The organism is Legionella busanensis, from assembly GCF_900461525.1.
Classification (GTDB): domain Bacteria; phylum Pseudomonadota; class Gammaproteobacteria; order Legionellales; family Legionellaceae; genus Legionella_C; species Legionella_C busanensis.
On sequence record NZ_UGOD01000001.1, the window covers coordinates 2,817,309 to 2,841,212 of the forward strand.

A 23,904-nucleotide genomic window follows, 5' to 3' on the forward strand; every position below is an offset into this window, starting at 1 on the left:
AAATTCGACAAAAAATATAGCAAATCTATTTTATGTCGAATTCACGTTAATTAGTTATTAAGGTGGTGAGATGGTTAGTTGCTGCTCAGAATTCAAAGGTTTAGCTGGTGCACTGCTACAGCTTTTTATTTCGATGGTTGCATATCCTGTTAATAAACAGGTTATTTTAAAACCTTTAGGATTGTATAAATACAAGTTCAATTGATGCGGCACTTTTCCTTCAAGATTTACTATATAATTGTCAGGATTTGGTGTTTTTTCTATTTGCTTAGATACACAGTTTGCTAATGCTACACCATCTGTTTTATTGCCTGCATCATAACATTTCTTAATAATCATAACCGTTGTAGCCACGAAATCATCAGCCGCTGCAGTTGCAAAAGATAAACTAACCAAGATTAAGAATAATATTATTTTAGTAAGATTCATTATGATTAATTTATTTTGTTGTTTTACACATTATAGATGACATTAGAGTTCTTGCATAACTTGTGAATTTTACTTTAGTGCAAGGCGTAAACGTTTCGAGAGCAGAGTTTACAAAGAGTAGGAGCACCGCAGAAACATTTACAACGCGGCAATAAAGTAAAAGGCGCAGGTTATGCAAAACTCTATTATTAAAAGCTGCCGTAAGCGATAAACCATCAGCAACGCACGACTGTACTTAGACTTTACACCTTCTTATCTATCTAAAAAATTTACTTTATTGAAAGGCAAAATTTAAGTTGCCCCTATTGGCTTTGCTCGCCTAAACCGACTAATTAACACATAGAAAACTGGTGTAAATAAGAGACCGAAAAAAGTAACACCAATCATCCCACTAAATACAGCAACACCAATTGCCCGACGCATTTCAGCACCAGCACCTGTTGCAATAACAAGAGGAAAAACTCCTAAAATAAAAGCAAGAGAAGTCATTAGAATAGGTCTTAACCGCAGTTTTGCGGCTTTAATCGCCGCCTTCCAACGATTCTCACCTCTATCTTCTAATTGTCTTGCAAATTCAACAATTAAAATTGCATTTTTTGAGGCAAGGCCAACAAGTACTAAGAAACTAATCTGGGTCATAATATTATTTTCCATACCTAATAATTTAATACCCAACAAAGCTGAAAAAAGGCACATAGGTACAATTAGGATAACAGCCAAAGGTAAAGTCCAACTTTCAAACTGAGCCGCTAGAACTAAAAATACAAAAATAACACCCAAACTAAATGCAATAGTCGCTGTATTACCAACCATCTTTTGTTGATAGGCAATTTCTGTCCACTCGTAACTAATTCCTGGCGGTAAAATTTGTTTGGCAAGATCTTCCATGGTCGTTAAGGCCTCATCTGAACTATAGCCCGGTGCTACATCGCCTTGTACCTCAATAGCGGGATAAAGATTAAAGTGGGGTACCCTTGTAGGTCCAACCGTATTGCTTATTTTTGCAATAGAGCCCATAGGTACCATATCACCTGCACCGTTTCTTACCTTGATACGTAAAACATCATCTTCTGTACGACGATAGTCCGCTGCAGCTTGTGCTATTACACGAAAGGTTCGACCTAAATAATTAAACTCATTGACGAAAAAAGAACCGAGATAGACTTGCAAAGCCTCAATAATATTTATGTAAGGAATATTTAGTTGCAAAGCCTTTTCTCTATCGATATCAAGAAAAAGCTTAGGCGTTGCATTATCAAAAAGAGTAAAAACAGAAACGACCGGCTTTGCTGCATTTGCTGCTTTAATTAGATTAGTCGTTGCCTTAGATAGCGCTGTTAGACCTTTGCCTTCTCTATCTTGAACCATCATTTTAAATCCACCTGCATTGCCAATACCACGTACTGGTGGGGGCGGAATAACAACGATAAACGCTTCTTTAATGGTACTTAATTCTTTACGTAAATTATCAAGGATTGATTGATAACTTATACCGCGTTGTTTGCGCTCTTCAAATGATAAAAGGGGCGTAAAAATCGCGCCTGCATTTGAGGCACTAGTAAATGTGGCACCTGAAAACCCAGTAAAACTTACCGTATTAGCGATACCGGGTATAGTTAAGATTTTATTTACCGCTTTTTTTATGACTGCATCAGTACGTGGTAAAGACGCAGCAGGCGGCAGTTGCACTGCAACGATAAAGTAACCTTGATCTTGACGAGGAATAAAACCGCGCGGCACATAGCTAGATAAAAAGATAGTTAAAATAATCAAGAGCAGATAGATAATTAGCATAATAAATGTGCGCCTTGTTAAACGGGCAACTAAATAACCGTAAAGTTTTGAAGTGCGTTCAACTAAATGATTAAAGCCTACTAAGAAGCGGTGAATAGGTCGGCGCCACCATACGACTTGTTCAATGTTGTGATTTTTATGTTTAGAAAATAACAAAGTGGCTAAGGTAGGGCTTAAAGTTAAAGAAACAAACACAGAAATAGCCGTTGCAATAGCAATCGTTGTACCGAACTGCTGATAGAAACGTCCAGAGATACCTTGCAAAAAAATAGTAGGCATAAAAACGGCAATTAACACAAGTCCAATTGCAACAAGAGCCCCACCTACTTCACTCATCGTTTTTCGTGCAGCATCGCGCGCCTTTAATCCCCCACTCATGTTACGTTCCATATTTTCTATAACCACAATGGCATCATCAACAACAATCCCAATTGCGAGAACTAAGCCAAATAAGGTTAAATAATTTAGGGAAAATCCTAAAAGATTCATAACAGCAAAAGTACCGATTAAAGAAATTGGAATCGCTACAATAGGAATAATGGCTGCTCGCCAACTTTGCAAGAATAATAAAATAACTAAAACAACTAAAATTACGGCTTCATAAATTGTATGAAAAACAGCATTTATAGATTGTTGGACAAAGAGCGTAGGATTATAAGCAATTTTATAAGCAAGACCTGGCGGAAAATCTTTAGCAACATCTTGCATGGTTGCCATAATCTCTCGAGCAGTTGATAAAGCATTGGTTCCTGGCCTTTGAAAAACAGGTAAAGCCACTGCTGCATCTTTTCCTAGATAGCCTCTTGTTCGATAATCTTGTGCACCTAATTCAACGCGACTAATATCTTTTAAACGAATGATGCGTCCTTCACTTGATTTTACAATAATATTTTCAAAATCTTCCTTTTTAACCAATCGTCCTCGCGTTTGAATGTTGTATTCAAAACTGTATTGGGTGTCTTGTGGTTGAGAATTTAGGGTCCCACTTGCTATTTGAATATTTTGTGCACGGATTGCTGCCAAGATATCATTAGCTGATAAATTAAAAGAATTCATTAAATCAGGATTTAACCAAATACGCATAGCATATTCTGTGGCACCAACTATACGAACCTCTCCAACCCCAGCAATACGCCTTAATCTATCGCGAATATTAAGTACGGCATAATTACCTATATATGTTTGATCATAATGATCATTATGAGAATATAGATTAACCACTAGCATTAAGTCGGGTGAGTTTTTACTGGTTACGATACCAATACGACGAACTTCCTCTGGCAGTCTTGCTTCAGCAATTGCTACTCTATTTTGCACAAGAACTTGCGCATCATCTAAGTTAGTACCTAATTGAAAGGTAACCGTAATTCTTAATTGGCCATCATCAGTTGACTGTGAGTCCATATATAACATGCCCTCAACCCCATTAATTTCTTGCTCTAATGGGGTTGCTACGGTTTCAGCGACAGTTGTAGCATTAGCGCCAGGATAAGAAGCTTGCACTTGAATTGTAGGCGGAACAACTTGCGGATATTGTTCAATAGGTAAATCAAAATAAGCCAATAGCCCTATCAAAACAATAATAATTGAAATGACAGTTGAAAAGATTGGCCTATCAATAAAAAAATGAGCAATACGCATTTAAATCCTTTTAATTATTAGAGCACTAATTTTATTTAAGCGGTACTGCGTTTTTAGATCCCTTATTTATGAATCTTAAATCTTATCTAATCTTAAAGGTCATTTAAGTACACTATTTAATGATTATTTTTCTCTATTAATTTAATCACGACAGGCTTAACTTTTTGATTTGGCGTTTGAATTCTTTGGATACCATTGATAACGACTAATTCATTTCCTTTTAAACCGCGGCGGATAACATAAAAGTCATTCTCACGCAAAGGCCCAAGCTCCACATCAACTCGTTGTATTTCATTTTTTTGATTAACAGTATAAACAAAATGACGTGATTGATCAGTATTTACTGCCCTTTCAGGCAGAAGCAATGCTTCGTATTCATTACTTGCTGCTAATTTAGCACGACCAAATAATCCAGGATAAATAAGCTTGTCAGGATTAGGAACAATCGCTCTAGCTTGCATTGTCCCCGTGCTTTCATTGATGACGTTATCTTTAAAGTTCATCTTTCCTTGATGCAGGTAAGTTTTTTCGTCCGGAAGCCTGATTAAGATTTCTTGAGCATCTTTATTAATCTGTTTTAAGCGATTATATTTTAATAAATCGCCCTGACTGATATCGAAATAAAAATAGATTGGATCCATGGAAACTATTTTTGTTAAAACAGTTTCATTGGCGCGAACTAAATTACCTACACTTACCAAATAACGACTTATTTTACCGTTAATAGGTGATCTTATTTCCGTATATTCTAAATTTACTCGTGCATTTTTTAACTGCGCTTCAGAGATTTGTAAATCTTGTAGACGCTGATCAACGACTGATGCGGCAATAAATTTTTTTTTATATAACTCAACCACGCGCCCATATTGACTCTTTGCTAAAGTATATTGCGCTTGTGCCCGAGCTAGCGCATATTGAAATGGCCGTGGATCAATTATAAAAAGCAAATCATCTTTTTTAACAAATTGCCCATCTTTAAATTTTATAGCCGTTAAATAACCATTTACTCTAGAGCGGATATCTACTTCTTCAATCGCTTGAAAGCGGCCTGTATATTCATCCCAGTCCACCACTTTTGACTTTATAGGTAAAGCAACTTCGACTTCTACTATGGCTGATTCTTTCTTAGCAGACGCAGCTGGGTCTGAACCACATGAGATTAACAATGAAGTTATTAAAATAATAAAAAGAATCCTGATAGCTGTTAAACTGCTATTCATTTTTTTAATCTCTATTTAGGACCTGTTGACATTTTGTGTTGCGAGCTCAAAATCTGGATACTTTAGTGTAAATTTTAGTTTGAATGAGGCAAATAGTGAGCCATATTTAACGCATTCAAACTGAAATTTACACAAATTAGCCGGGTTTTGAATCGTAACGCTAATTATCCACAGGCTCTATATTAACGAACCTTTCTAGCTTATTATTACCTAATTAAATTTAGTCTATATCACTTCTCCTAAATTTGCTTAATTTTCTTTCCATCTTAATTAGAACACTTCCTGGCTGGCAAGAAGAATAAGTTTGGTAGGCATGCTTTTTTATAAGGCAAAAATTATATTGGTTCATTTTTTATTTCAAATGATTTTATTAATATAAAAATGGTTAAATATTTAACAAAAAATATTATAATACTGGCATACTATGTGAATGTTTTTTTACCATTAACTATGAAAATGAAGTAGTATTAAAACCTTGCCGGCGCTCTAATTTAAGAAGGGATAAAATCATGCTCAAACGCGATATTTCTACAACAAATGTTTTAATTGCAGCTGCAGGCGGTATGATTGGTTCAGGCTGGTTGTTTAGCCCTTATATTAGTGCTCAAATGGCTGGTAGTAATTCTTTAATTAGTTGGATTATTGCTACGCTCTGTATGTTTTTTATTGCTCTTCCCCTCTGTGAATTGGGCGCAATGTTTCCTGTTTCCGGCGGTATGTCTAATTACCCTACTTACACGCATGGCCAAGAAGTAGGTTTTCTTTTTGCTTGGACATCTTGGCTTTCCTATGTCGTTATGACCCCTATTGAAATACAGGCTATTTTACAATATGGCAGTCATTTTTTTCCAATTTTAACTGTGAATGATGCTGCAACACTTAAACTTTCAAATTATGGTTATGTTGCCGCCATGTTTATTATGTTATTTGTTGTCTTATTAAATTCCTATGGTATAAGAATGCTTGCAGAGTGTAATAAATATGCCAGTATTATTAAATTTATTTTACCAAGCATTGCTATTTTTTCATTCTTACATTATGCGCCAAACTTTAATAACATCTCTATTCATTTATCCAGCAAAGAAGATTGGGTTTCTATTTTTACGGCACTTTCGGCAGGTGGTGTCGCTTTTGCCTTCACAGGATTTCAAAATGGTTTAGTTTTAGCCGGCGAGGTAAAAAATCCTCAACGTAATATTCCTATCGCTATCCTAGGCGCGGTACTCATTGGTTTTTTATTATATTTTATGTTACAGCTTAGCTTTCTTGCAGCAATGCCGGCAAAATATTTAACGCATGGTTGGCAAAATTTAAATTATCCCGGCGATAGTGGACCTTTGGTAGGCTTAACTTTAATTTTAGGTCTTACTATCGTTGCAAGCTTATTGCTTTTTGATGCAGCATTTTCACCTTTTGGTACTACACTTGTTTATACCGCCGCAACCTCTCGTATCCTCTATGGCATGGCTCTTAATGATCATCTACCCAAAATTTTCTTAAAAGTAAATCGCCATAAAATTCCCTATGTAACATTGTATGCTAATTTTCTGGTAGGTATTTTGTCTTTTCTGCCTTTTCCAGGTTGGCAAAAGCTAGTCGCCTTTCTTTCTTCAGCGAGTATTCTATCTTATAGTATTGGTCCTATTTCTCTTTTAGCCATGCGTAAACTACAACCAGCAACTGAGCGCCCTTTTCGTTTAAGAGCTGCTCTAGTTTGTTCACATATTGCTTTTTATTTTTGTAACTTAATGCTTTATTGGTGTGGCTTTACTATATTATGGAAGCTTGATTTAGCTCTAATTATTGGGTTAGTGATTTGTCTTGCTTATCATCGTAAGAGTATTTTACATTGCGATCGACGACTTTATTGGTTCTTATTTTACATGAGTTCCATGCTGCTTATTTCCTACTTAGGCTCATTTGGCGGTATTGGCGTGTTAAGTTTTCCGCTTGATTTAATTTGCATTCTGCCGCTTAGTATAAGTGTACTTACTTTGTCGCAACTGTTATTAAATAAGGTTGAACATGAGCCTGTTGAACTAAATTTAGAAGAGGTTGCTTTATAAATCTTAGTCCTGATACTTATAAAATTTGCTCTAGTCCTGTTACATGATAGAGCAAATTTTTTCCTAATTTTACTAAATATGTACTTTAAAATCATTTTAAGTTTCTAATAATTGACCTAATCTAATATTGATGCCACAATATGCGCTTTTTTACAGCAGTAAGTGTGCAATTATGAGTTTAGTAGAACAAAAAGTTAATAAGACTCTTGAGGATTTAGAAAATTATTTAAGTAAAAATGCCCGTTTACGTCTCGGACGTGATAACGCAGACACAGTTAGAAAAAAAATCGAGCAAATTATATCTGATAGTTTCAAAGAATTAAACGAAGAAGATCAAAAAAGTGTTTATAAGAAATTATCTCTACGTTTGTATCCAGATAAAATTGCTGTAAATAAGAAGCTCTCGTCCCTTCTTACTGATAATGGTATTTCTATTAACGAGCCCTTTCAAATTTTAGATAAAGCTTATAAAAAGCCTAACATTATTGATATTGATGATCTTGCTAATGATCCTTTTTATGCCACTATAAAATTGGCTATTAATATGGTAGAGGAAGCTTATTATCATTTAAGACTTTACAAACGCTATTATGAACCTTTAAGAACCTTAGTTAATATAGCTTCTTGGATTATTAATATTAGCTTAGTCATTGCTGAATTTATAGCCCTAGATGTAATTTCAGCAATTTCTATTACTATTTCTTTTATAAATAAAATTCAAAATACAATAATAGATTTTATTACTGGTGGCGCGCTTCAGCAGGCTATACAAAATTTAGCCAAAGAGCCAAAATTTTATCAAGAAGCTGAAAATAAATTTTTCCAAGATAAGCAGAACTTACTCATTTATTTTTTAAAAGGAAAAATTATATTCACTAATGACCAAACAGAAAAAGAGTCATTATATTCTCAATTAGTAAAGATTAAAAATATGTCTTTAGAAGAGTTTAAACAAACTTATCGGGCAGCTCACATTAATGAATCAGCTAAGATAGAAAAAGAAATTAAAGCAAAAATTTCTCAAGAGCAATTAACAGGTTTCAACAGAATTAAATTTACTGCCCAATTCTTCCAACATACTATTTTTGGCCCGCTACCAGCAGGTTTAGGTAATAAATTACTTTCAGTAATCATTCAACGTCCCATTGCAGCTTTGCTAGCACCCGTTTTTCTTATTACTACAGCCGCTATTGAAACAGCTAAACAATTAAATGCTCTACTTATAGTAGCCAGCTTGTTTGCTATTGCTGGAATTAAGCTTGTTACTCTCATGGCAGTAAATTTACCTCTTTATTTACTTGATGCCGCACGCTATGTAGGTCATAAACTTGCTAATTTAAGATCACATAAATCTAAAGCTACTCCTGATGTTCCAACTGCTTCTAACGAAGAGAATTTTGATAGCAGCTATAACGTTATGTTTGATAGCAGTAAGCCAACTCAAACTAGTAGAGAGGACACACTAGATAGAGATCCATTTACTCGTTCTAAAAGAGGTTTTAGTATTTTCGCTAAGGATACAGAAACATCACAAGACAATCCAAATGTACGTCTTCCAGCGCCTGGTCAAAATTAATTATTAAATTTTAATTTAGTAGGAACTAGGATAGAAAATTTAGCGCTACTAAAATTTAGTAGCGCCTTCAAAAAATACTTAAAAGGTTAAATGTAATTTAAATGCGTTTCGCCCTTTTCTTTATCTAATATTGCTTTACCTCAACTTGTTGTTTAAATTTAGATCTTTTATCTCTGTCTGCATAAATAAGGGAGATACCGATATTATGCCTAAAGTAATACCTATATTATTTACGAATGCTAATCCTTTAACCTCGGCTCAGATAAAAATTTTATCAGAAGCCAGAGCAATTTTATCGCAGGAATTTGGCTTTGACGTCCAACGATCAATTATTTCACCTGTTAATGATGCTTACCTTAAACAGCGCGTTTATCCTAAAATAAAATTAGATGGCAAGAACTATCAGCGTTTACTTTTTACAGCAAAAGAACGTTTAAATATAGCACGCGGAACTATCCAAGATGCCTATCCTTTACATGAAGGAATAGATATTGCTGCCTTTGGTCTTTATTATAATACTACGCCAAATAGTTTACCTAAGAGAGGCTATATTGAATCATGGGAAATGTTACAGTATTTACAAAAACTAGAAATTGAACGATGCCAACGAGCCAATATAGAGCCCACTTTATATGTTTTAGTTGCAGGCACTGATGTAGCAAATCAGCGAGGAAACTGGAATGATCTAGCGCCAGGGATGCCTTTTTTATTAGTTAATCGCCAAACGCGTGACAATGAAACAGGGGCGCTAAAACAACAGATTAACCTTGAGTCACCTGGTAACTATTTAAAAAAATTAGGCTATCAAGGCAATATTTTTAATCACTTTACATCTAAAGTTTTTACATGCCCAGAAAGCTTGGATGCTAATTTATCTTCTACTAAACTTGCTGAGTGCAAGCCAGAAGCTCTAAATTTAATGGGTGATAAAGCATTCACCGAATTAGTAAAAATACTAGCTATACGCGTTAAAGCAAAACCATATGAACACACAGAACAAGAGCAGACGGAAACGGCTAAAGCATCTTTAGCTACTATTAAAAAATATGCTTTAGAAGGAAGTCTGGGAGAAAATAAGAAGGCCATTATTAAACAAAAGTTTCCTAGTGATTTAAAAGCAGCAGCGCTTTTAGAGGCAGTTAAATCATTTTGTGCATTGAAAACTCGAGAGCATATAGCTGGACTAAAAGAAATAAAAGCTATATTTAATAAAACTGCAACTAGTAAAAATTTAACCACTGATGAGCTGGTTGATCAATTACTATTTTTTATTAGATGGAAAAAATCTGACTCTAATTTAGCCCGTTTTTTCCATAATAAAGTTCGTCAGAGATCCCCTGAAACCGAGCAGTTTTATCAGTTGCTTGCATCGCTTGATGAGACCGATTCTAATTCTTGGGATAGAGTTACTAACTCTATTAATATGCTAAATGAGATGGATGTAAAAGACACACAGCTTAATTTATCAACTAAAGGTTAGATTTATACCTAAGGCGAGATGAGTAAGATTAGGTTGGGCCAAACGCAGTGCGGCCCAACAATGTTGATGATACTACACGTCTTATGACCAAAGCTGTTGGGCTGCGCTACGTTTGACCTAACCTACATTTGCCCTATTTTTTCCTACCTACGCAGGCATCTCACTTTCTTACAATTTAGCGATATTAGAGAAATATTTTATTGTTTCATTTAATCCGGCTTTAGAACCTATTTCATAAAAGGGTTCAAATACTTCATGGGCCGCTAATTCATCGCGAAGTGACAAATCATGAAATAGATCTGCTAAATCGAATGCTTGTCCTTTAGGTAGAGATTTTAAAAGCGACGCTGACAGGATACTTAATCCATAATCAATATAATTCATTGCCGGCGAAGGTCTACGTTTATTATACTCAATGATCTTATCCTTATTGAATAAAACATTACTTTTATCACCTTGATTCATATTTTTAAAAACCGTCATTAATGCTGGTTTACCGCTTTTAAAAAAATCTCGTTCTACCACTTTAAAATTAATAGGAAGATAAGAATCACCATAAAGGACAAAGAATTCCTCCCCTAAAAGAGGTAAGGCTTGCCTCAATGCACCTCCGGTGCCAAGCGGATAATGGCCGTCCCAAGAGTAGTGTACATTTAAATCATAAGCTGAGCCATTGCCTACTACCGTTTTAATTTGATCTCCTAAATGCCCCAAACAGAGTACTACTTGTGATATTCCTTGTTGACGTAAATAACGAAGTTGATAATTAATAAAATATTCACCTGCTACTCGTAATAGCGATTTAGGAATTTTTTCAGTCATTGGAAGCAAACGCGTTGCAAGTCCGCCGGCTAAAATGACAACTGGCAAGCTCATGTAAAGCTCCTTTTTTATTTAAAAACTTCTAAGATTAGTTTTTAATAATGTTTGCAGAAAAATAGATATGATGATATCAATTAAAATTCCTCACTTCATGAGAATTTTTGGATAGCTCAACTATATGATCGATGAAGGTAAGCCTATAACCAATACATCTCGTCTTTCTGTCATCGGCGCCGGGCCGTCAGGCTTAGCTGTTAGCCTTTTTTTAAAAAATACCCCTGACATTTTGGAGAGTAAAAATCATGTTGGTGGCCATGCTTCCTCATTTACTATTGATGAATTTACTTTTGATTATGGTCCTCATATTTTATTTTCCCGTGATAAGGATATTCTAGATTTTATTATTGCCTCTTTAGGAGATAATGTAGCTCAATGCCGACGTAACAATAAAATTTCATATAAAGATCGATTACTCAAATATCCTTTTGAAAATGACTTAAGCTCTCTTTCTCTAGAAGATAATTATGACTGTATCCGTCATTTTATTTTTAATCCTTATAAAGAAAAATATGCTAACCCTAGCAATATGAGAGAGTGGTTTTTAAAAACTTTTGGCGAAGGTATTTGCGCGCGCTATTTATTTCCTTATAACGAAAAAGTATGGAATATACCTGTAGAAAAACTTTCTATGTTTATGGCGGAGCGCATTCCAACACCTCCGCCTGAAGATATACTGAAATCTTCTTTAGGGTATATTACGGAAGGTTATTTACATCAGCTCTATTATTCTTATCCCAAAGTAGGTGGTTACCAAGCAATTTGTGAAACTTGGAAAAAAAATCTACCCATTACTTATCAATTTAATGTCAATAAAATTCAATTTATAAATGACAAAATTAGATTATATGATTGTCAGGGCAATATGAAAGAATATGAGCAAGTCATTAGTACAATGCCTATTCACGAATTGATTACAAAAATAAATATTGCGGTACCAAAAGCTATTCAATCTGCAGTAGAAAAATTAATTATTAACCCCATGTTTGTTATTTCTTTTGGTATTAAAGGTCTTGATCCTAATCAATACACAGCTGTTTATTTTCCAGAAGCTGAGTTTTGGGTGAATCGAGTCAGTTATCCTTGTACTTTTTCTTCTGCTAATGGACCACAAGGATATTGGAGTTTACAAGCAGAAATTACTTGTACTAAAGATTCAGAGCTTTGGAAAAAGTCAGATGAAGAAATTTTAATGCATACCAAGCTTGGTTTACAAAAGCGAAACTTATTACCCGAAGATGACGCTATCACTTTTGCAAAACTTACACGCATACCACATGCTTACGTAGTTTATGATGTAGGTTATGAAGAGCAGGCTAGCAAAGTTAGAACCTGGTTTGCATCTTACGGGATACATTTATTAGGTCGTTTTAGTTACTTTGAATATGTCAATGTTGATATGGCTGTCGATAGGGCTATTAAGCTTGCTGCCATGTTAAATGGTGATAAGAGAGATTATCTAGAAATAAAACCTTGTTATCTAAAAAGTGCTTTAAATAAACTAATTGGCTAAGACTTACTTTACTCGTCTTTCATATTATTCTATTTGCAAGCGAAATTGCTGGAGAAAATTGCAATGAATGTTACCCCTAATCCTATAGGGAAATATATTACTGTTGCCATGATTACTAAAAATGAAGAACAGGCTGTAGCTGGGGTTATTGAAGACATTAAAAGTATTGTCTCTGAAGCTGAAATTCTTATTGTTGATTCAAGTCAAGATGAAACACCGGTAATTGCTAAAGCACATGGCGCAAAAGTAATTCGCCAATTTCCTCCACGTGGTTATGGCCCTGCTATGGAACATGCGTTACGTGCAGCAAGTCGTCCCGTTATTATTACTTTAGATTGTGATAATACTTATCCTGCTCATAAAATCCCAGAACTTGCTTCACTTATTCTTAAAGAAAATTATGATTTAGTAGATGCATCGCGATTAGAAAAAAAACCACAAGCTATGCCTTGGCTTAATTATTTAGGTAATTTGATGTTTGCTTGGCTCGCAAGTTTATTATTTTTTAGGCGATTAAATGATTTGCATAGTGGTATGCGGGCTTACCGTAAAACTATGCTAGATAATTTAGAATTTGATGCCAAAGGTGCAGCTCTCCCTGTTGAACTTCTTTTAAAACCAATTATATCTGGCTATAAAGTTCATACTATATTTATCGACTATCATGAAAGGGTAGGACAAAGCAAAATGAATGCTTTAGATACTAGCTGGTGGACACTAAAGCGAATCCTCAAAGTCAGAATGCAATCAATAAAAAAGCATCGTTTAACTTTATAAATGGATAATCTGGTTTAGAGTGTGTTTAAGCTGTGAAAAAATAAATTTTTTGCAATTACATAGAAAAAAATTTACATTTAAATTAGTAATTTCAAATTGATGGAAAAAGTACTTTAGAAATTATATTAGACCTTCATTAGACTTCTTTGGAAATTCGCTACCGAGAGTGCAGTGCGAGAAGACACGAAGCGCAGAACCGGAATGTACACATGAGTACATGATGATTCGAATACCGTATCAACGAATCAATGCACCTTTGTAATGAGTTTCTGAAGAAGGCTATCGCATGAAGCCGAAAAATATCTTTAGTGAAGAAGAAGATGGTCTATACTGAACAATACTTAAATGAAGCAATAAAAATTATTAATCAAATAGAAATTAATACCATCGAGCAAATAGTTGATTTGCTTGCTACTCTTAAAAAATCCCAAGGGCGATTATTTTTTCTTGGCGTAGGAGGAAGTGCTGCCAATTGTTCGCACGCAGTTAATGATTTTCGCAAAATTGTTGGGATTGAAGCGTATACTCCTACAGATAATATTGCAGAGCTTACTGCAAGAATTAACGATAATGGCTGGGCAACGACCTTTGTTGACTGGTTAAAAGTTAGCAAACTTACTACTAAAGATATGGTGTTTGTATTCTCAGTAGGCGGCGGTGATTTAGCTAATAATATCAGCCCAAATATTGTAATCGCTTTACAATATGCTAAATCGATAGGAACTAAAATAGTTGGAATTGTTGGAAGAAATGGAGGTTATACAGCTCAAGTAGCTCATGCATGCATTATTATTCCCACTATAAATCAAGAAACAATAACACCCCAGGCTGAAGCATTTCAGGCGGTCTTGTGGCATTTAATAGTATCGCATCCAAAATTAACAGGTAAAACTAAAATGTAACCTGTTTACTTAAAAAAGGACTTTTTGCGAGAACGAACAATGAATGAAAAAATTGAGAAGTTAAAAGTAAAAATATTTTCTGACGGGACTGATAAAACTCATCTCTTAGAGTTATGTAAACAGCCTTATATAAAAGGTTGGACAACCAATCCATCACTTATGCATCAGGAAGGTGTGTTAGATTATCAAGCCTTTGCACAAGAACTTCTTACCCTTATACCTCCTCATCGGCCAATTTCCTTTGAAGTCATTGCCGATGATTTTAAAGAAATGGAACAACAAGCATTAAAGATTTCTTCCTGGGGAGATAATATTTATGTCAAAATACCCATTACAAATACGCGTCGTGAAACTTGTCACTCCTTGGTTAAAAAATTAACGGCGCAACAAATTAAAGTCAATGTCACCGCAGTGATGACTTTAGAGCAAGTACGCCATATTATTTCTGCACTTTCGCCTAATGTTCCTAGTTATATTTCTATTTTTGCCGGACGTATTGCAGATACAGGATTAGATCCACTTCCTATCATGGTAGAAGCACTAAAAATTATGAAAACTAATCCTTTAACAGAATTAGTTTGGGCAAGTACGCGTGAAGTATTTAATATCTTTCAAGCAGATAAAATTGGCTGTCATATTATTACCGTTTCTATAGATATATTAAAAAAATTGTCATTAGTTGGTTATAACTTAGATGATTATTCACTCGCTACAGTAAAGAAATTTTATGATGATGCCATAGCAGCTGGATTTAAGTTATAACATCAGCCACTAAATTTTAGCCCATGCGCAAGTGTTTAAGGTGAAAAATTAGATAAGTAATATATGATTGAAACCACGTGAACTTGTGTAAAGTTTATTTAATAGACTTCTTCGGAGTGAGTTTATGATTATTGCACGTAGCCCGTTGCGAATTACGCTTGGTGGTGGGGGCACAGATTTACCTTCCTATTATCGGGAACATGAGGGTTTTTTAATTGCAGCGTCAATCAATAAATATGTTTATGTCACCGTCATGAAGCCTTTCAGCAAAGGGATTTATCTTAAATATTCTGAATTAGAACATGTGCATTCTGTAGAGAAGATAAAACATAGAATTTTTCGAGAAGTTTTACGTTTACCTAATTTACATTCTAACCGAATTGAACTTACCTCACTCGCTGATATCCCTGCTGGTACTGGTTTAGGTTCCTCTGGTAGCTTTACAACAGCGTTACTTGCAGCTTTATATGCATATAACCACAAATTAGTATATCCACAAGAATTAGCTGAATTAGCCTGTCATATTGAAATAGAAAAATTAGGAGAACCAATAGGAAAGCAAGATCAGTATATTGCAGCTTTTGGTGGTTTAACTTACTTTACTTTCCATAAGGATGACAAGGTAACAGCAGCCTCATTAAATATCTCACAAGATATGTTTTTTGACTTAGAAGATAATCTTTTATTATTTTTTACCGGCTATTCAAGAAACGCAAGTACTATCTTAAGGCACCAATATGAAAAGACCCAGCAAGGTGATGATAAAATGTTGCTGAATCTACATTTTATTAAACAATTAGGCTACCGTATTAAAGAAGCCTTAGAGCAAGGAAATGGCATTCGTTTTGGCGAGCTTATGAATGAACATTGGGAGTACAAAAAACAACGCTCAAATGGCATGAGTGATAATCAGATTGATCAATGGTATGAACTTGGTATAAAAAACGGTGCTATTGGCGGAAAACTTGTTGGGGCAGGTGGCGGCGGTTTTTTAATGTTTTATGCTTCTGATCGCAATAAATTACGCCATGTTATGCAACGAGCTGGCTTAGAGGAAATAAGATTTAGCTTTGATTTTGAAGGAACGAAAGTAGTACTTTCATAAATTAAGATAGTTTTTGCATAACCTGTGGATTTTGCTTTAGTGTAAGGCGTAAACGTTTCGAGCAATGGCAGCAACTTAAGAATTTTGTCATTTCCGCGCAGGCGGAAATCCATCTTAAAACTCGCACTGTGCCTGCATAGAAATGGATTCCCGCCTATACGGGAATGACAGAGCTGTTCTTAAGTTAACGCCATTAAACGTTTCAAGGAGCAGAGTTTACATGGTGTAAGAGCAACGCGAAACGATTATAACGCGGTAAATACCAGATTATGCAAGGACTCTAAGGAACACGGATTAAATGATATACAATTTATATTGTCGTTTGGCCTTAACCATTTATATTCTTGTAGCGTATGCTTTTTATCCAGACTTTCATCTTGCAGTCGATGCTGTGCCCCATAGTTTATACCAGTATTTAACTCAAAGTTTTCTTGCGGGCCATCTAGATCTATTGGTACAACCTTCCCAAGAATTACTTAATTTACCTGATCCTTATGATCCCGTGCAAAATTATAAACTTAGGTTGCACGATGCATCTTTATATAACGATAAATATTACCTTTATTTTGGGCCACTTCCAATTATAGTATTTCACATACCATTTAAATTATTAACAGGTTTTTACCCCTCCGATGGGCTCGCTGCGTTTTTCTTTTTATCTTTAGGATTTATGGTTAACTTTTTTCTCATCATAAAAATAAAAGAACAATATTTTCCCCGTATTTCGGAATTACAACTAGGATTAATGGGAGCGTTGCTCGGATTTGCCAATGGGGCCCCTTTTTTAATGTCCAGACCCGTTGTTTATGAAATAGCAATCGCATCTACATTCTGTTTTATGAGTTTTGCTTTATTTTTTCTTTATAAAATAACCCAAAAATATAAAACAAAAGATATTATTTTATTTAGCTTATGTTTATCACTTTGTGTAGCAGGAAGACCTCATTTTGTTTTAATTTGTTTTTGCCTTCTTCCTGCCCTTTTTATTTATTTAATAAAACATACTTCTAAAAATCGCTTTACTCTTATCACTGCTTTATTTGCGCCAGCAGCTGGCGTTGGTTTTATGTTAGCATTATATAATTATGTGCGATTTGGTTCCATTTGGAACTTCGGTCATATTTGGCAACTTTCTTGTAATAATATAAAGGCTTTGCATAAGGAGTTAAGCAATTTAGGTAAAATTCCTCGCAACTTGCTTTATAGTTCCTATTTTTATTTTTTACAGCCCTTTTTAATAGTAAAAATATTTCCCTATATCAGATTGATTTGGCATAACTGTCGTTATCATATTGACAATGATTATTATTTAGAAGCCATCGTGGGAGTATTCATTACAACGCCATTCATTCTTTTAGTTTTAGCCTTACCTAAGTTGATTTTAATTTACTTTAGAAACCGAAAAAAGACGGCGCCCTTATTATGGTTTCTGCTTTTTACCTCTTTTGTCCCTTTTATTACTACCTTATTTTTACTAATACTTCCTTTTGCTATTCAACGTTATCAAGTAGATTTTATCCCTTATTGGGTTTTACTAGCTATCATCACTTTTTGGTTATATGAAGATTATGCTCGTCATTCAATACACTTTAAAATAATAAAAATTATTTTTATTGTTACAGCAGTTATGAGTATCTACATGGGATTCAGTTTAGGTCTAGGGTATTGGACCACGTTATAATATAGGTCTCATAAATATTTAAGCATTGCCAACGCCGAGTCTCGAATAGCTTCGGCGGAATTTAGTTGACAACGCCAGCCTAATGAATGAATTTTATTAATATCTAAACGCACTACTGGCACATCACCTTTCCAACCTCTATCACCACCGGTAAACTTAAAATGCACTGGTTTTTTTATACCCATACATTCTACGATGATACTCGCAATATCACGCACACTAATATAATCACCAGTAGCCACATTATATACTTCATATTTCTGCGTCATCTTATGATGAGCTAGCAAAACTGCTGAAACTATGTCTTGAATATGAATATAAGATTTACTTTGCGAACCATCTCCTAAAATTTCAAGCTGAGTTGGATCAGCTCGTAGTTTTCTTATAAAATCATATCCTACGCCATGCGTTTGGCGCGACCCTACAACATTAGCAAAGCGAAAAACACAGGCGCTTAAATCAAACATATGACAATAACTACAAATGTAAGCCTCACTTGCAAGTTTACTAGCACCATAGGTTGAAATAGGATACATACCGCCTTGATCTTCTGGGCTTATTATATCAACTTCTCCATAAACACCGCTACCAGAGGTATAAATAATGCGCTTAACTTTATTTAGGCGAGCTGCTTCTAAAACTTGATAAGTAAGGTAAAAGCCTTCTGTAAAATCAATACTTGGCTCAGAAATAGCTCGAGCAATATCGGGATTAGCAGCAAAATGCATCACAACATCATGTCCGGCTATTGCCCTATGAAGTTTATCTATCTCTTTAACATCACCTTTAATGACTCTCAGGCGTGCATCTTTATTGTGCTGCTGAAAGTGCCACTCTTTGCCAGAAGAAAAATTATCATAAATCGTTACTTTCTTAGTGGTATCTATACGCAATAAAGAATCAACAAAATGTGAGCCAATAAAGCCTGCACCACCCACTAGAAAATAAGTTTTAAATACCATTTAATTGATCCTAATTTAAGCTTAACTTTGATTATAAGTGACTTCCTTCCCTTTAAATAGAGTGAAGTTTAAATAGCATCAAACATCTAATTTATTTAACTGGCTTTTATTAACTGACTTTGCTCTTTGAATAAATTAAGCCAGAACCTTAATATAAATTGTCTGGCTTAAATCAAAGCTATTAACTTATATTTAGAAGGCAACGTTATTGAGTTAAAATCTTTCTATCCTCTTTTTTGTCCTCTAATAACCCCATCTCTTCTAATTGACTTGTAATATGACTTATAACATCATTAGGTTTACTAATTTCATTAAGTATATGAGCCTTACTTTGAGTCTCAGAAGAAATAGGCGTATTATGTTGTGGCTCACCTTCAGGAACATCACTGCCTTCAATTTTTTCACCTTCTGACTTACTGTCTAGATTATCACCCGGATCTGGATCAGGCCCTAGTTCTGGTTCCAACATCAAAATTACTGAGCCAACTCCTTTAGTCTCAGAAGTAATAGGCGCATTATGTTGTGGCTCACCTTCAGAAATATCGCTTCCCTCAATTTTTTTACCTTCTGACTTACTGTCTAGATTACCACCCGGATCTGGATCAGGCCCTAGTTCTGGTTCCAACATCAAAATTACTGAGCCAACTCCTTTAGTCTCAGAAGTAATAGGCGCATTATGTTGTGGCTCACCTTCAGAAATATCGCTTCCCTCAATTTTTTCACCTTCTTCTGCCTTACTGTCTAGATTATCACCCGGATCTGGATCAGGCTCTAGCGCTGCTTCCAACCATAAAATTACTGAGCCAACTCCTTTTTCTTTAATTGTGCGTTCCACTTCTTCTCTTTTTGCTAAAATTTCTTGCTCTAAGCTTTCAGCAATTTTAATAGACTCTATTGGTTGTTTTCCCTTTTCTCGAAAGTCTAAAGCAGATTTAAATTCAATTTTCGATTGTTTAACAAGATGGTTATAAACTGTAACACCCTCTTTAACAATCCCAAGTGTACCGGACTCTAATGTTCTCTCTAATAAAATGCCACCTTGAGCAAACAACTTTGGTAACGTATCATCAAGTAAACATTCTGCGATGTTATAATCATTTACACATAAATTTACATCAGCAAAAAAAACAACCTTGGAAATATTGTGAACGCCAAGTTTATTCACTATCGCCGCTAATTTTTTAGTAATTTCTTTCTTTAAATTACTAGCGGAATCAATGGGAATTGTTTCAGGGTCTTTCATCTCAGGAAATTTATAAAGCTCATCATTTTTACAGCGATTACCAATCGATCTATAAATAAAATACGCTGCATTTTTATCATGATAACAACTAATTAATAATACTTTTGCATTATTTAATCCATAATGAGTGTATATTGGACTTCTCATTTTTTTCTCATTTTAACAACTATAATATTTTTAATTTTAATATTTATATATTAACAAATTATTAAATATAAAAATTTTTTATATTTAAATTAAATTTATTATGAAAAAATGGGATTTAATTAATGAAAAAAGTTGTCTTAGATAAGCTATATAATGAAAATTTATGCTATATTTTTTCTTCTTTTAGCGCATCAAATTGCGCCTTTAAATTTTTATATTTAAGTCTCATTTCCTTAAGCCTTTCCTCGGGCTTTTCCTCTAACAATTTATTATTTAAATAATTAATATCATTGTTTATATATTCTAATTCTTTATCGATTTGCTTATCATTTTTTTTCTTTCTTTCTTGCAATAGGTATTTCTGCTTTTCTTTTAATGTATCTAAATAACTATAAACTGCAGCTAATTTTTCATAACGATTATCAATATCCTTTTTAAATAGATTTAATGAGCGCTCAACTTTATGGGTAGGTTTACTGATTTTATTAAAGAATATCATTCTCTTCATCTTATCAATCATTCCTAAAATAATTGCTTGCACTAACATTCCCACCTAGAGCATCATCACCTTTTTGTAATCCTTCTTCTAAACACCGACGTTTTTTAATTTCCTTTAAGGCATTTTCAGCATCCGCTTCTAACTTACGTGTAAGTTTACTAATTTTTATAATTTCCTGACCTACGTCCAATGTTTTAGAACTAATTTCATCGATTGGCCTAGTCTCTTTTTGGCTCCCAGCCTCATAATTTACTTCATCTTGTTTTTCAAAATACATCTCCCTAGGGCACTTTGGTATTTCATCGTCCTCCATATTAGCGCTTAGAGATTTTTTTTCTAATGGGAAAGGTATGTCTAAATTTGAAGTGTTAATGAGTTCACATAAACTAAATTTATTTATAGGCAAGCTCAGTTTGCTTACTGTAGTAAAAATCTCGATAGATATAGGTGTATCATCTATAACTACTTGATATTGATCGCCATCATATGAATAACTAAATTTACCATCTGAACCTGCTTGCTTAGTCTTAATAGTTACTTTAGATTGATATTTCTTTTCATGATGTTTTGTTGCCGCCTGTATTGCTACGTCAATTAACGTTGTTTCTAAAACGCACGTTACCGGTACTGCAAATATAGTAGCAAGCGTATTATCCATAAGGAACTCAGCTAGCTTAGACTTATCCGAAAAGCATAAATTTACATCAGCATAAAAATAAACTTCGTTAAAGGTTTGGTTGGAATTTTTTAGCGCTGCTTTTATCTCATCAAGTTTTTCTGAAATAGCATTCTTAATTACCTCATATTTGTTACTATCTGCAATAGGAGCTTGAGTGAATTTTTTTTCTGAATTTTTCATAGCCCCTTTGCCAAATCGCTGTGCGTACTCAGCGTAAAACAGTAAAGAGTCCATTCGGCCACTATGATAACAGCTTATTAATAAAATATTTGATCCCACTATGCCATAGTGAATATAGGCTTTCATTAGTGTCGGCTTATCTGTAGACATGATAATTACTTTTGATTTAAATTTCTTTAATAGTTTATATTAATATAATAAGCTTAAAAAAGTATTAAATTTGAACAAAATTTTCATTTTTATGACAAATTATGGGAAATTCAAGTAAATTAGAGCGAAAAATGCATTGTTTGAGAAATAAATAGCGGTATTGGTAAGATTAGGTCTAATTGACCTAATCTTAATTTTTATTAATTTTCTTCAATTACAGCCTCTAGCCATTGTTTATGACGCCTTTCATCATTTAACCCTTGAATAATGACTGCAGTCGCCTCAGGCCATTTGTTAGCATGCTCACTAACTCGCTCATAAGCTGTATTTGTGTCTACTTCATTAGTAACCATAGCTTTAAGAATAGCCTTATCGCCCAATATATTAGCTAAGACTACCTTACCTTTAGTTAGATACTGCTTCATATCGGGGCCTGTTGGAATCTCTTTTTTATGTACTTTTAGAATATCAGTTATATTTTTTATATGCCGTTTATGATCATCCATAAATTCACTTAGACGCTCTTTATAAATTTCACTTTCAAGGCGATCGATAGCTACTTTATAAGCTGCAACTGCGTCGAAATCGAGCTCACAAAGTGCATAAAGAGCATTATGGAACTTAGCCTGCATACCAACACTAGTTGTCATTTTTGTACTCCTTTTTTTAATTTATAAGCATCCTTTAATAGATCTTCAAGCCTTGAGGTAGCAGAGCATTGCATAATCACCCTGCTTACTCATCTCATTTGATTAGTTGCGACTTAATCTTTAATAGCGCCCTTCACAGCAAAATAGCCGATTAATCCAAAGAGCATGGTTTGCAAAGGATGTTTTTGTACATAATCTAACCAATCACAACCTGACTTTTCTAATTCATTTAAACCTCTTTGCATCGTATCTTTAGCTTGTTTCTCAAAATTAGACATAGAAAACCCCTTATTTACAGATTAAAACTATTTAAATTATAAATATTAAGCAAATATTTGACTTAATATTTATGACAAAATTGTCATTTTATTTGTGATTAATTTTTAAGATAACATATTAAAATTATATGTCAACATATTAGTGACAACGGAAGGCAATTGTTTTGTATCGCTATTGACTATTATCTATAATAATTTAACTAAGCCTGCGATCTAGGCAACATCCCTGAAGTTTTGTTAGACAAGACTTAATAAAATTGAAATTAAATTGTTCTAGCATGTTGGATAAACAAGCAATATAAAGAGATTAAATAGTCTTGACATACAGAAACCTTTCTTAATAATTGCTCATTCTAAATAAATAAAAAGGGAAGTTAATAATGAAATGCTCAATCCTAAGCGCTACTATACTAATCACTAGTTTATTTACTGCAGATTTACTAGCAGCACCTAAAGCTATGATAACCCATAATCTTACTGATACGACGACTAATGCCTATGTAGATGGTAGAGCAGCGCCCCAGCCTGCGTGGCCTAATGAAACAACTAAAGTGTCATGGACTATTGTTAAAGCAGGTTGTAGAGACCATCGAGAAGAAGGCATCTGCCCTGCTATGATTAAGATGGATATTGATAGTAGTTCACCTATTGTTGTTGGTACTTTATATATAGATTTGGAAACTGGGGTTATTACGCCTGCTAAAATTTCTGCTAATGGGTTTACGGTAGAAGTGAATGCACCTGGAGAAATTACAGTTTTAAAAGATTAACCTTAATAAAGCTTATTTATTTAAGTTTGGGTAATTAGTAATTTGTTTTGCACTTTTCAACCTCTTTAATGGGCAGAGCCTTCTAAAAGGTAAGGCCCATAAACTTATCTACAAGCTAGTCTAACTTAGATTAAGTATGCTGATTTGGCCCTTTAAACAAGCTATCATCATTTGACTTTCAGAAGGATAGGTGTGCTCAGCTGCTAAAAATGGATTTGATTATTTATTTTTTACATGATATGGAAAAGATGAACCTGGCTCTTTTGGTAAATCAAATATAATACCTCTTAACACGCTTAAAACTTCACTATCGCTTATAAGGCCTATTTTTATTATTTCGCCTGTTCCTCTTGCAAGATTAAATGTACTTTATTAGGCATGGCTACTCTCTTATCTAAACTATTATTTAACTATAGTATAAAGAGCCAATCTGAAAAAATAATAGTCACCATTATTTACATTAGTTATTAATTATTAAGGGATTTTAATATTATACAAATCTTTATAAAAATTAAATTTGA

At 34.2% G+C, this 23,904-nt stretch carries 20 protein-coding genes; 10 read left to right on the forward strand and 10 right to left on the reverse strand.

The features are described from left to right. Positions 1-57 precede the first annotated feature (57 nt). The 3 genes from DYH30_RS12435 to DYH30_RS12445 form a co-directional block, all read right to left on the reverse strand. Positions 58-429: a hypothetical protein gene (locus DYH30_RS12435; RefSeq protein WP_115331963.1), complete on the reverse strand. Its 372-nt coding sequence runs from the start codon at positions 427-429 to the stop codon at positions 58-60. A 291-nt stretch (positions 430-720) separates the two neighbouring features. After that, positions 721-3,864 carry an efflux RND transporter permease subunit gene (locus DYH30_RS12440; RefSeq protein WP_115331964.1) on the reverse strand — a complete coding sequence of 1,048 codons (3,144 nt, stop codon included), beginning with the start codon at positions 3,862-3,864 and terminating at the stop codon, positions 721-723. 116 nt (positions 3,865-3,980) lie between these two features. Beyond that, positions 3,981-5,084, reverse strand: coding sequence for an efflux RND transporter periplasmic adaptor subunit (locus DYH30_RS12445; protein WP_115331965.1), 1,104 nt, complete (start codon positions 5,082-5,084; stop codon positions 3,981-3,983). A gap of 509 nt (positions 5,085-5,593) precedes the next feature. On the opposite strand from DYH30_RS12445, the gene DYH30_RS12450 reads away from it, so the two are divergent. The 3 genes from DYH30_RS12450 (at position 5,594) to DYH30_RS12460 (ending at position 10,206) form a co-directional block, all read left to right on the forward strand. After that, positions 5,594-7,150 (forward strand): APC family permease, encoded by a 1,557-nt coding sequence (locus DYH30_RS12450; protein ID WP_115331966.1) that lies wholly within the window; start codon positions 5,594-5,596, stop codon positions 7,148-7,150. A 172-nt stretch (positions 7,151-7,322) separates the two neighbouring features. Continuing rightward, entirely contained in the window at positions 7,323-8,726 is a 1,404-nt protein-coding gene (locus tag DYH30_RS12455) for a hypothetical protein (RefSeq protein WP_115331967.1), read from the forward strand. A 205-nt stretch (positions 8,727-8,931) separates the two neighbouring features. Then, entirely contained in the window at positions 8,932-10,206 is a 1,275-nt protein-coding gene (locus DYH30_RS12460; RefSeq protein ID WP_115331968.1) for a hypothetical protein, read from the forward strand. A 168-nt stretch (positions 10,207-10,374) separates the two neighbouring features. Here the strand turns inward: DYH30_RS12460 and DYH30_RS12465 are convergent, their stop codons facing one another. After that, positions 10,375-11,082: a nucleotidyltransferase family protein gene (locus DYH30_RS12465; protein WP_115331969.1), complete on the reverse strand. Its 708-nt coding sequence runs from the start codon at positions 11,080-11,082 to the stop codon at positions 10,375-10,377. A gap of 124 nt (positions 11,083-11,206) precedes the next feature. Here DYH30_RS12465 and DYH30_RS12470 point away from each other — a divergent pair, with 124 nt between their 5' ends. The 6 genes from DYH30_RS12470 to DYH30_RS12495 all read left to right on the forward strand — a co-directional run bounded on the left by DYH30_RS12470 (position 11,207) and on the right by DYH30_RS12495 (position 17,825). Further along, positions 11,207-12,598 carry a protoporphyrinogen/coproporphyrinogen oxidase gene (locus DYH30_RS12470; RefSeq protein WP_115331970.1) on the forward strand — a complete coding sequence of 464 codons (1,392 nt, stop codon included), beginning with the start codon at positions 11,207-11,209 and terminating at the stop codon, positions 12,596-12,598. A gap of 63 nt (positions 12,599-12,661) precedes the next feature. After that, on the forward strand, positions 12,662-13,375 hold the full coding sequence (locus DYH30_RS12475) for a glycosyltransferase family 2 protein (protein ID WP_115331971.1): 714 nt from the start codon (positions 12,662-12,664) through the stop codon (positions 13,373-13,375). A 320-nt stretch (positions 13,376-13,695) separates the two neighbouring features. Next, positions 13,696-14,277 carry an SIS domain-containing protein gene (locus DYH30_RS12480; RefSeq protein ID WP_115331972.1) on the forward strand — a complete coding sequence of 194 codons (582 nt, stop codon included), beginning with the start codon at positions 13,696-13,698 and terminating at the stop codon, positions 14,275-14,277. A gap of 39 nt (positions 14,278-14,316) precedes the next feature. Further along, a complete protein-coding gene (locus DYH30_RS12485) occupies positions 14,317-15,039 on the forward strand; it encodes a transaldolase (RefSeq protein ID WP_115331973.1) in 723 nt (240 codons plus the stop codon). A 124-nt stretch (positions 15,040-15,163) separates the two neighbouring features. Continuing rightward, positions 15,164-16,144: a GHMP family kinase ATP-binding protein gene (locus DYH30_RS12490; RefSeq protein ID WP_115331974.1), complete on the forward strand. Its 981-nt coding sequence runs from the start codon at positions 15,164-15,166 to the stop codon at positions 16,142-16,144. Between the two features lie 298 nt (positions 16,145-16,442). Next, positions 16,443-17,825 carry a hypothetical protein gene (locus DYH30_RS12495; protein WP_115331975.1) on the forward strand — a complete coding sequence of 461 codons (1,383 nt, stop codon included), beginning with the start codon at positions 16,443-16,445 and terminating at the stop codon, positions 17,823-17,825. An 8-nt stretch (positions 17,826-17,833) separates the two neighbouring features. Here the strand turns inward: DYH30_RS12495 and DYH30_RS12500 are convergent, their stop codons facing one another. The 6 genes from DYH30_RS12500 to DYH30_RS18020 form a co-directional block, all read right to left on the reverse strand. Then, positions 17,834-18,787 carry an NAD-dependent epimerase/dehydratase family protein gene (locus DYH30_RS12500; protein WP_115331976.1) on the reverse strand — a complete coding sequence of 318 codons (954 nt, stop codon included), beginning with the start codon at positions 18,785-18,787 and terminating at the stop codon, positions 17,834-17,836. 205 nt (positions 18,788-18,992) lie between these two features. After that, entirely contained in the window at positions 18,993-20,177 is a 1,185-nt protein-coding gene (locus tag DYH30_RS12505; RefSeq protein ID WP_115331977.1) for an ICP22 family protein, read from the reverse strand. A gap of 166 nt (positions 20,178-20,343) precedes the next feature. Beyond that, positions 20,344-20,724 carry a hypothetical protein gene (locus tag DYH30_RS12510; protein ID WP_115331978.1) on the reverse strand — a complete coding sequence of 127 codons (381 nt, stop codon included), beginning with the start codon at positions 20,722-20,724 and terminating at the stop codon, positions 20,344-20,346. Beyond that, complete coding sequence (locus DYH30_RS12515; protein WP_131740695.1) at positions 20,690-21,685, reverse strand: hypothetical protein; 996 nt, start codon at positions 21,683-21,685, stop codon at positions 20,690-20,692. The genes DYH30_RS12510 and DYH30_RS12515 overlap by 35 nt, the downstream gene beginning before the upstream one ends. A 200-nt stretch (positions 21,686-21,885) precedes the next feature. Continuing rightward, on the reverse strand, positions 21,886-22,335 hold the full coding sequence (locus tag DYH30_RS12520; protein ID WP_115331980.1) for a DUF2383 domain-containing protein: 450 nt from the start codon (positions 22,333-22,335) through the stop codon (positions 21,886-21,888). A gap of 113 nt (positions 22,336-22,448) precedes the next feature. Beyond that, positions 22,449-22,613 (reverse strand): hypothetical protein, encoded by a 165-nt coding sequence (locus DYH30_RS18020; RefSeq protein ID WP_160116214.1) that lies wholly within the window; start codon positions 22,611-22,613, stop codon positions 22,449-22,451. A 380-nt stretch (positions 22,614-22,993) separates the two neighbouring features. On the opposite strand from DYH30_RS18020, the gene DYH30_RS12525 reads away from it, so the two are divergent. Beyond that, complete coding sequence (locus DYH30_RS12525; protein WP_115331981.1) at positions 22,994-23,383, forward strand: hypothetical protein; 390 nt, start codon at positions 22,994-22,996, stop codon at positions 23,381-23,383. Positions 23,384-23,904: the final 521 nt, after the last annotated feature.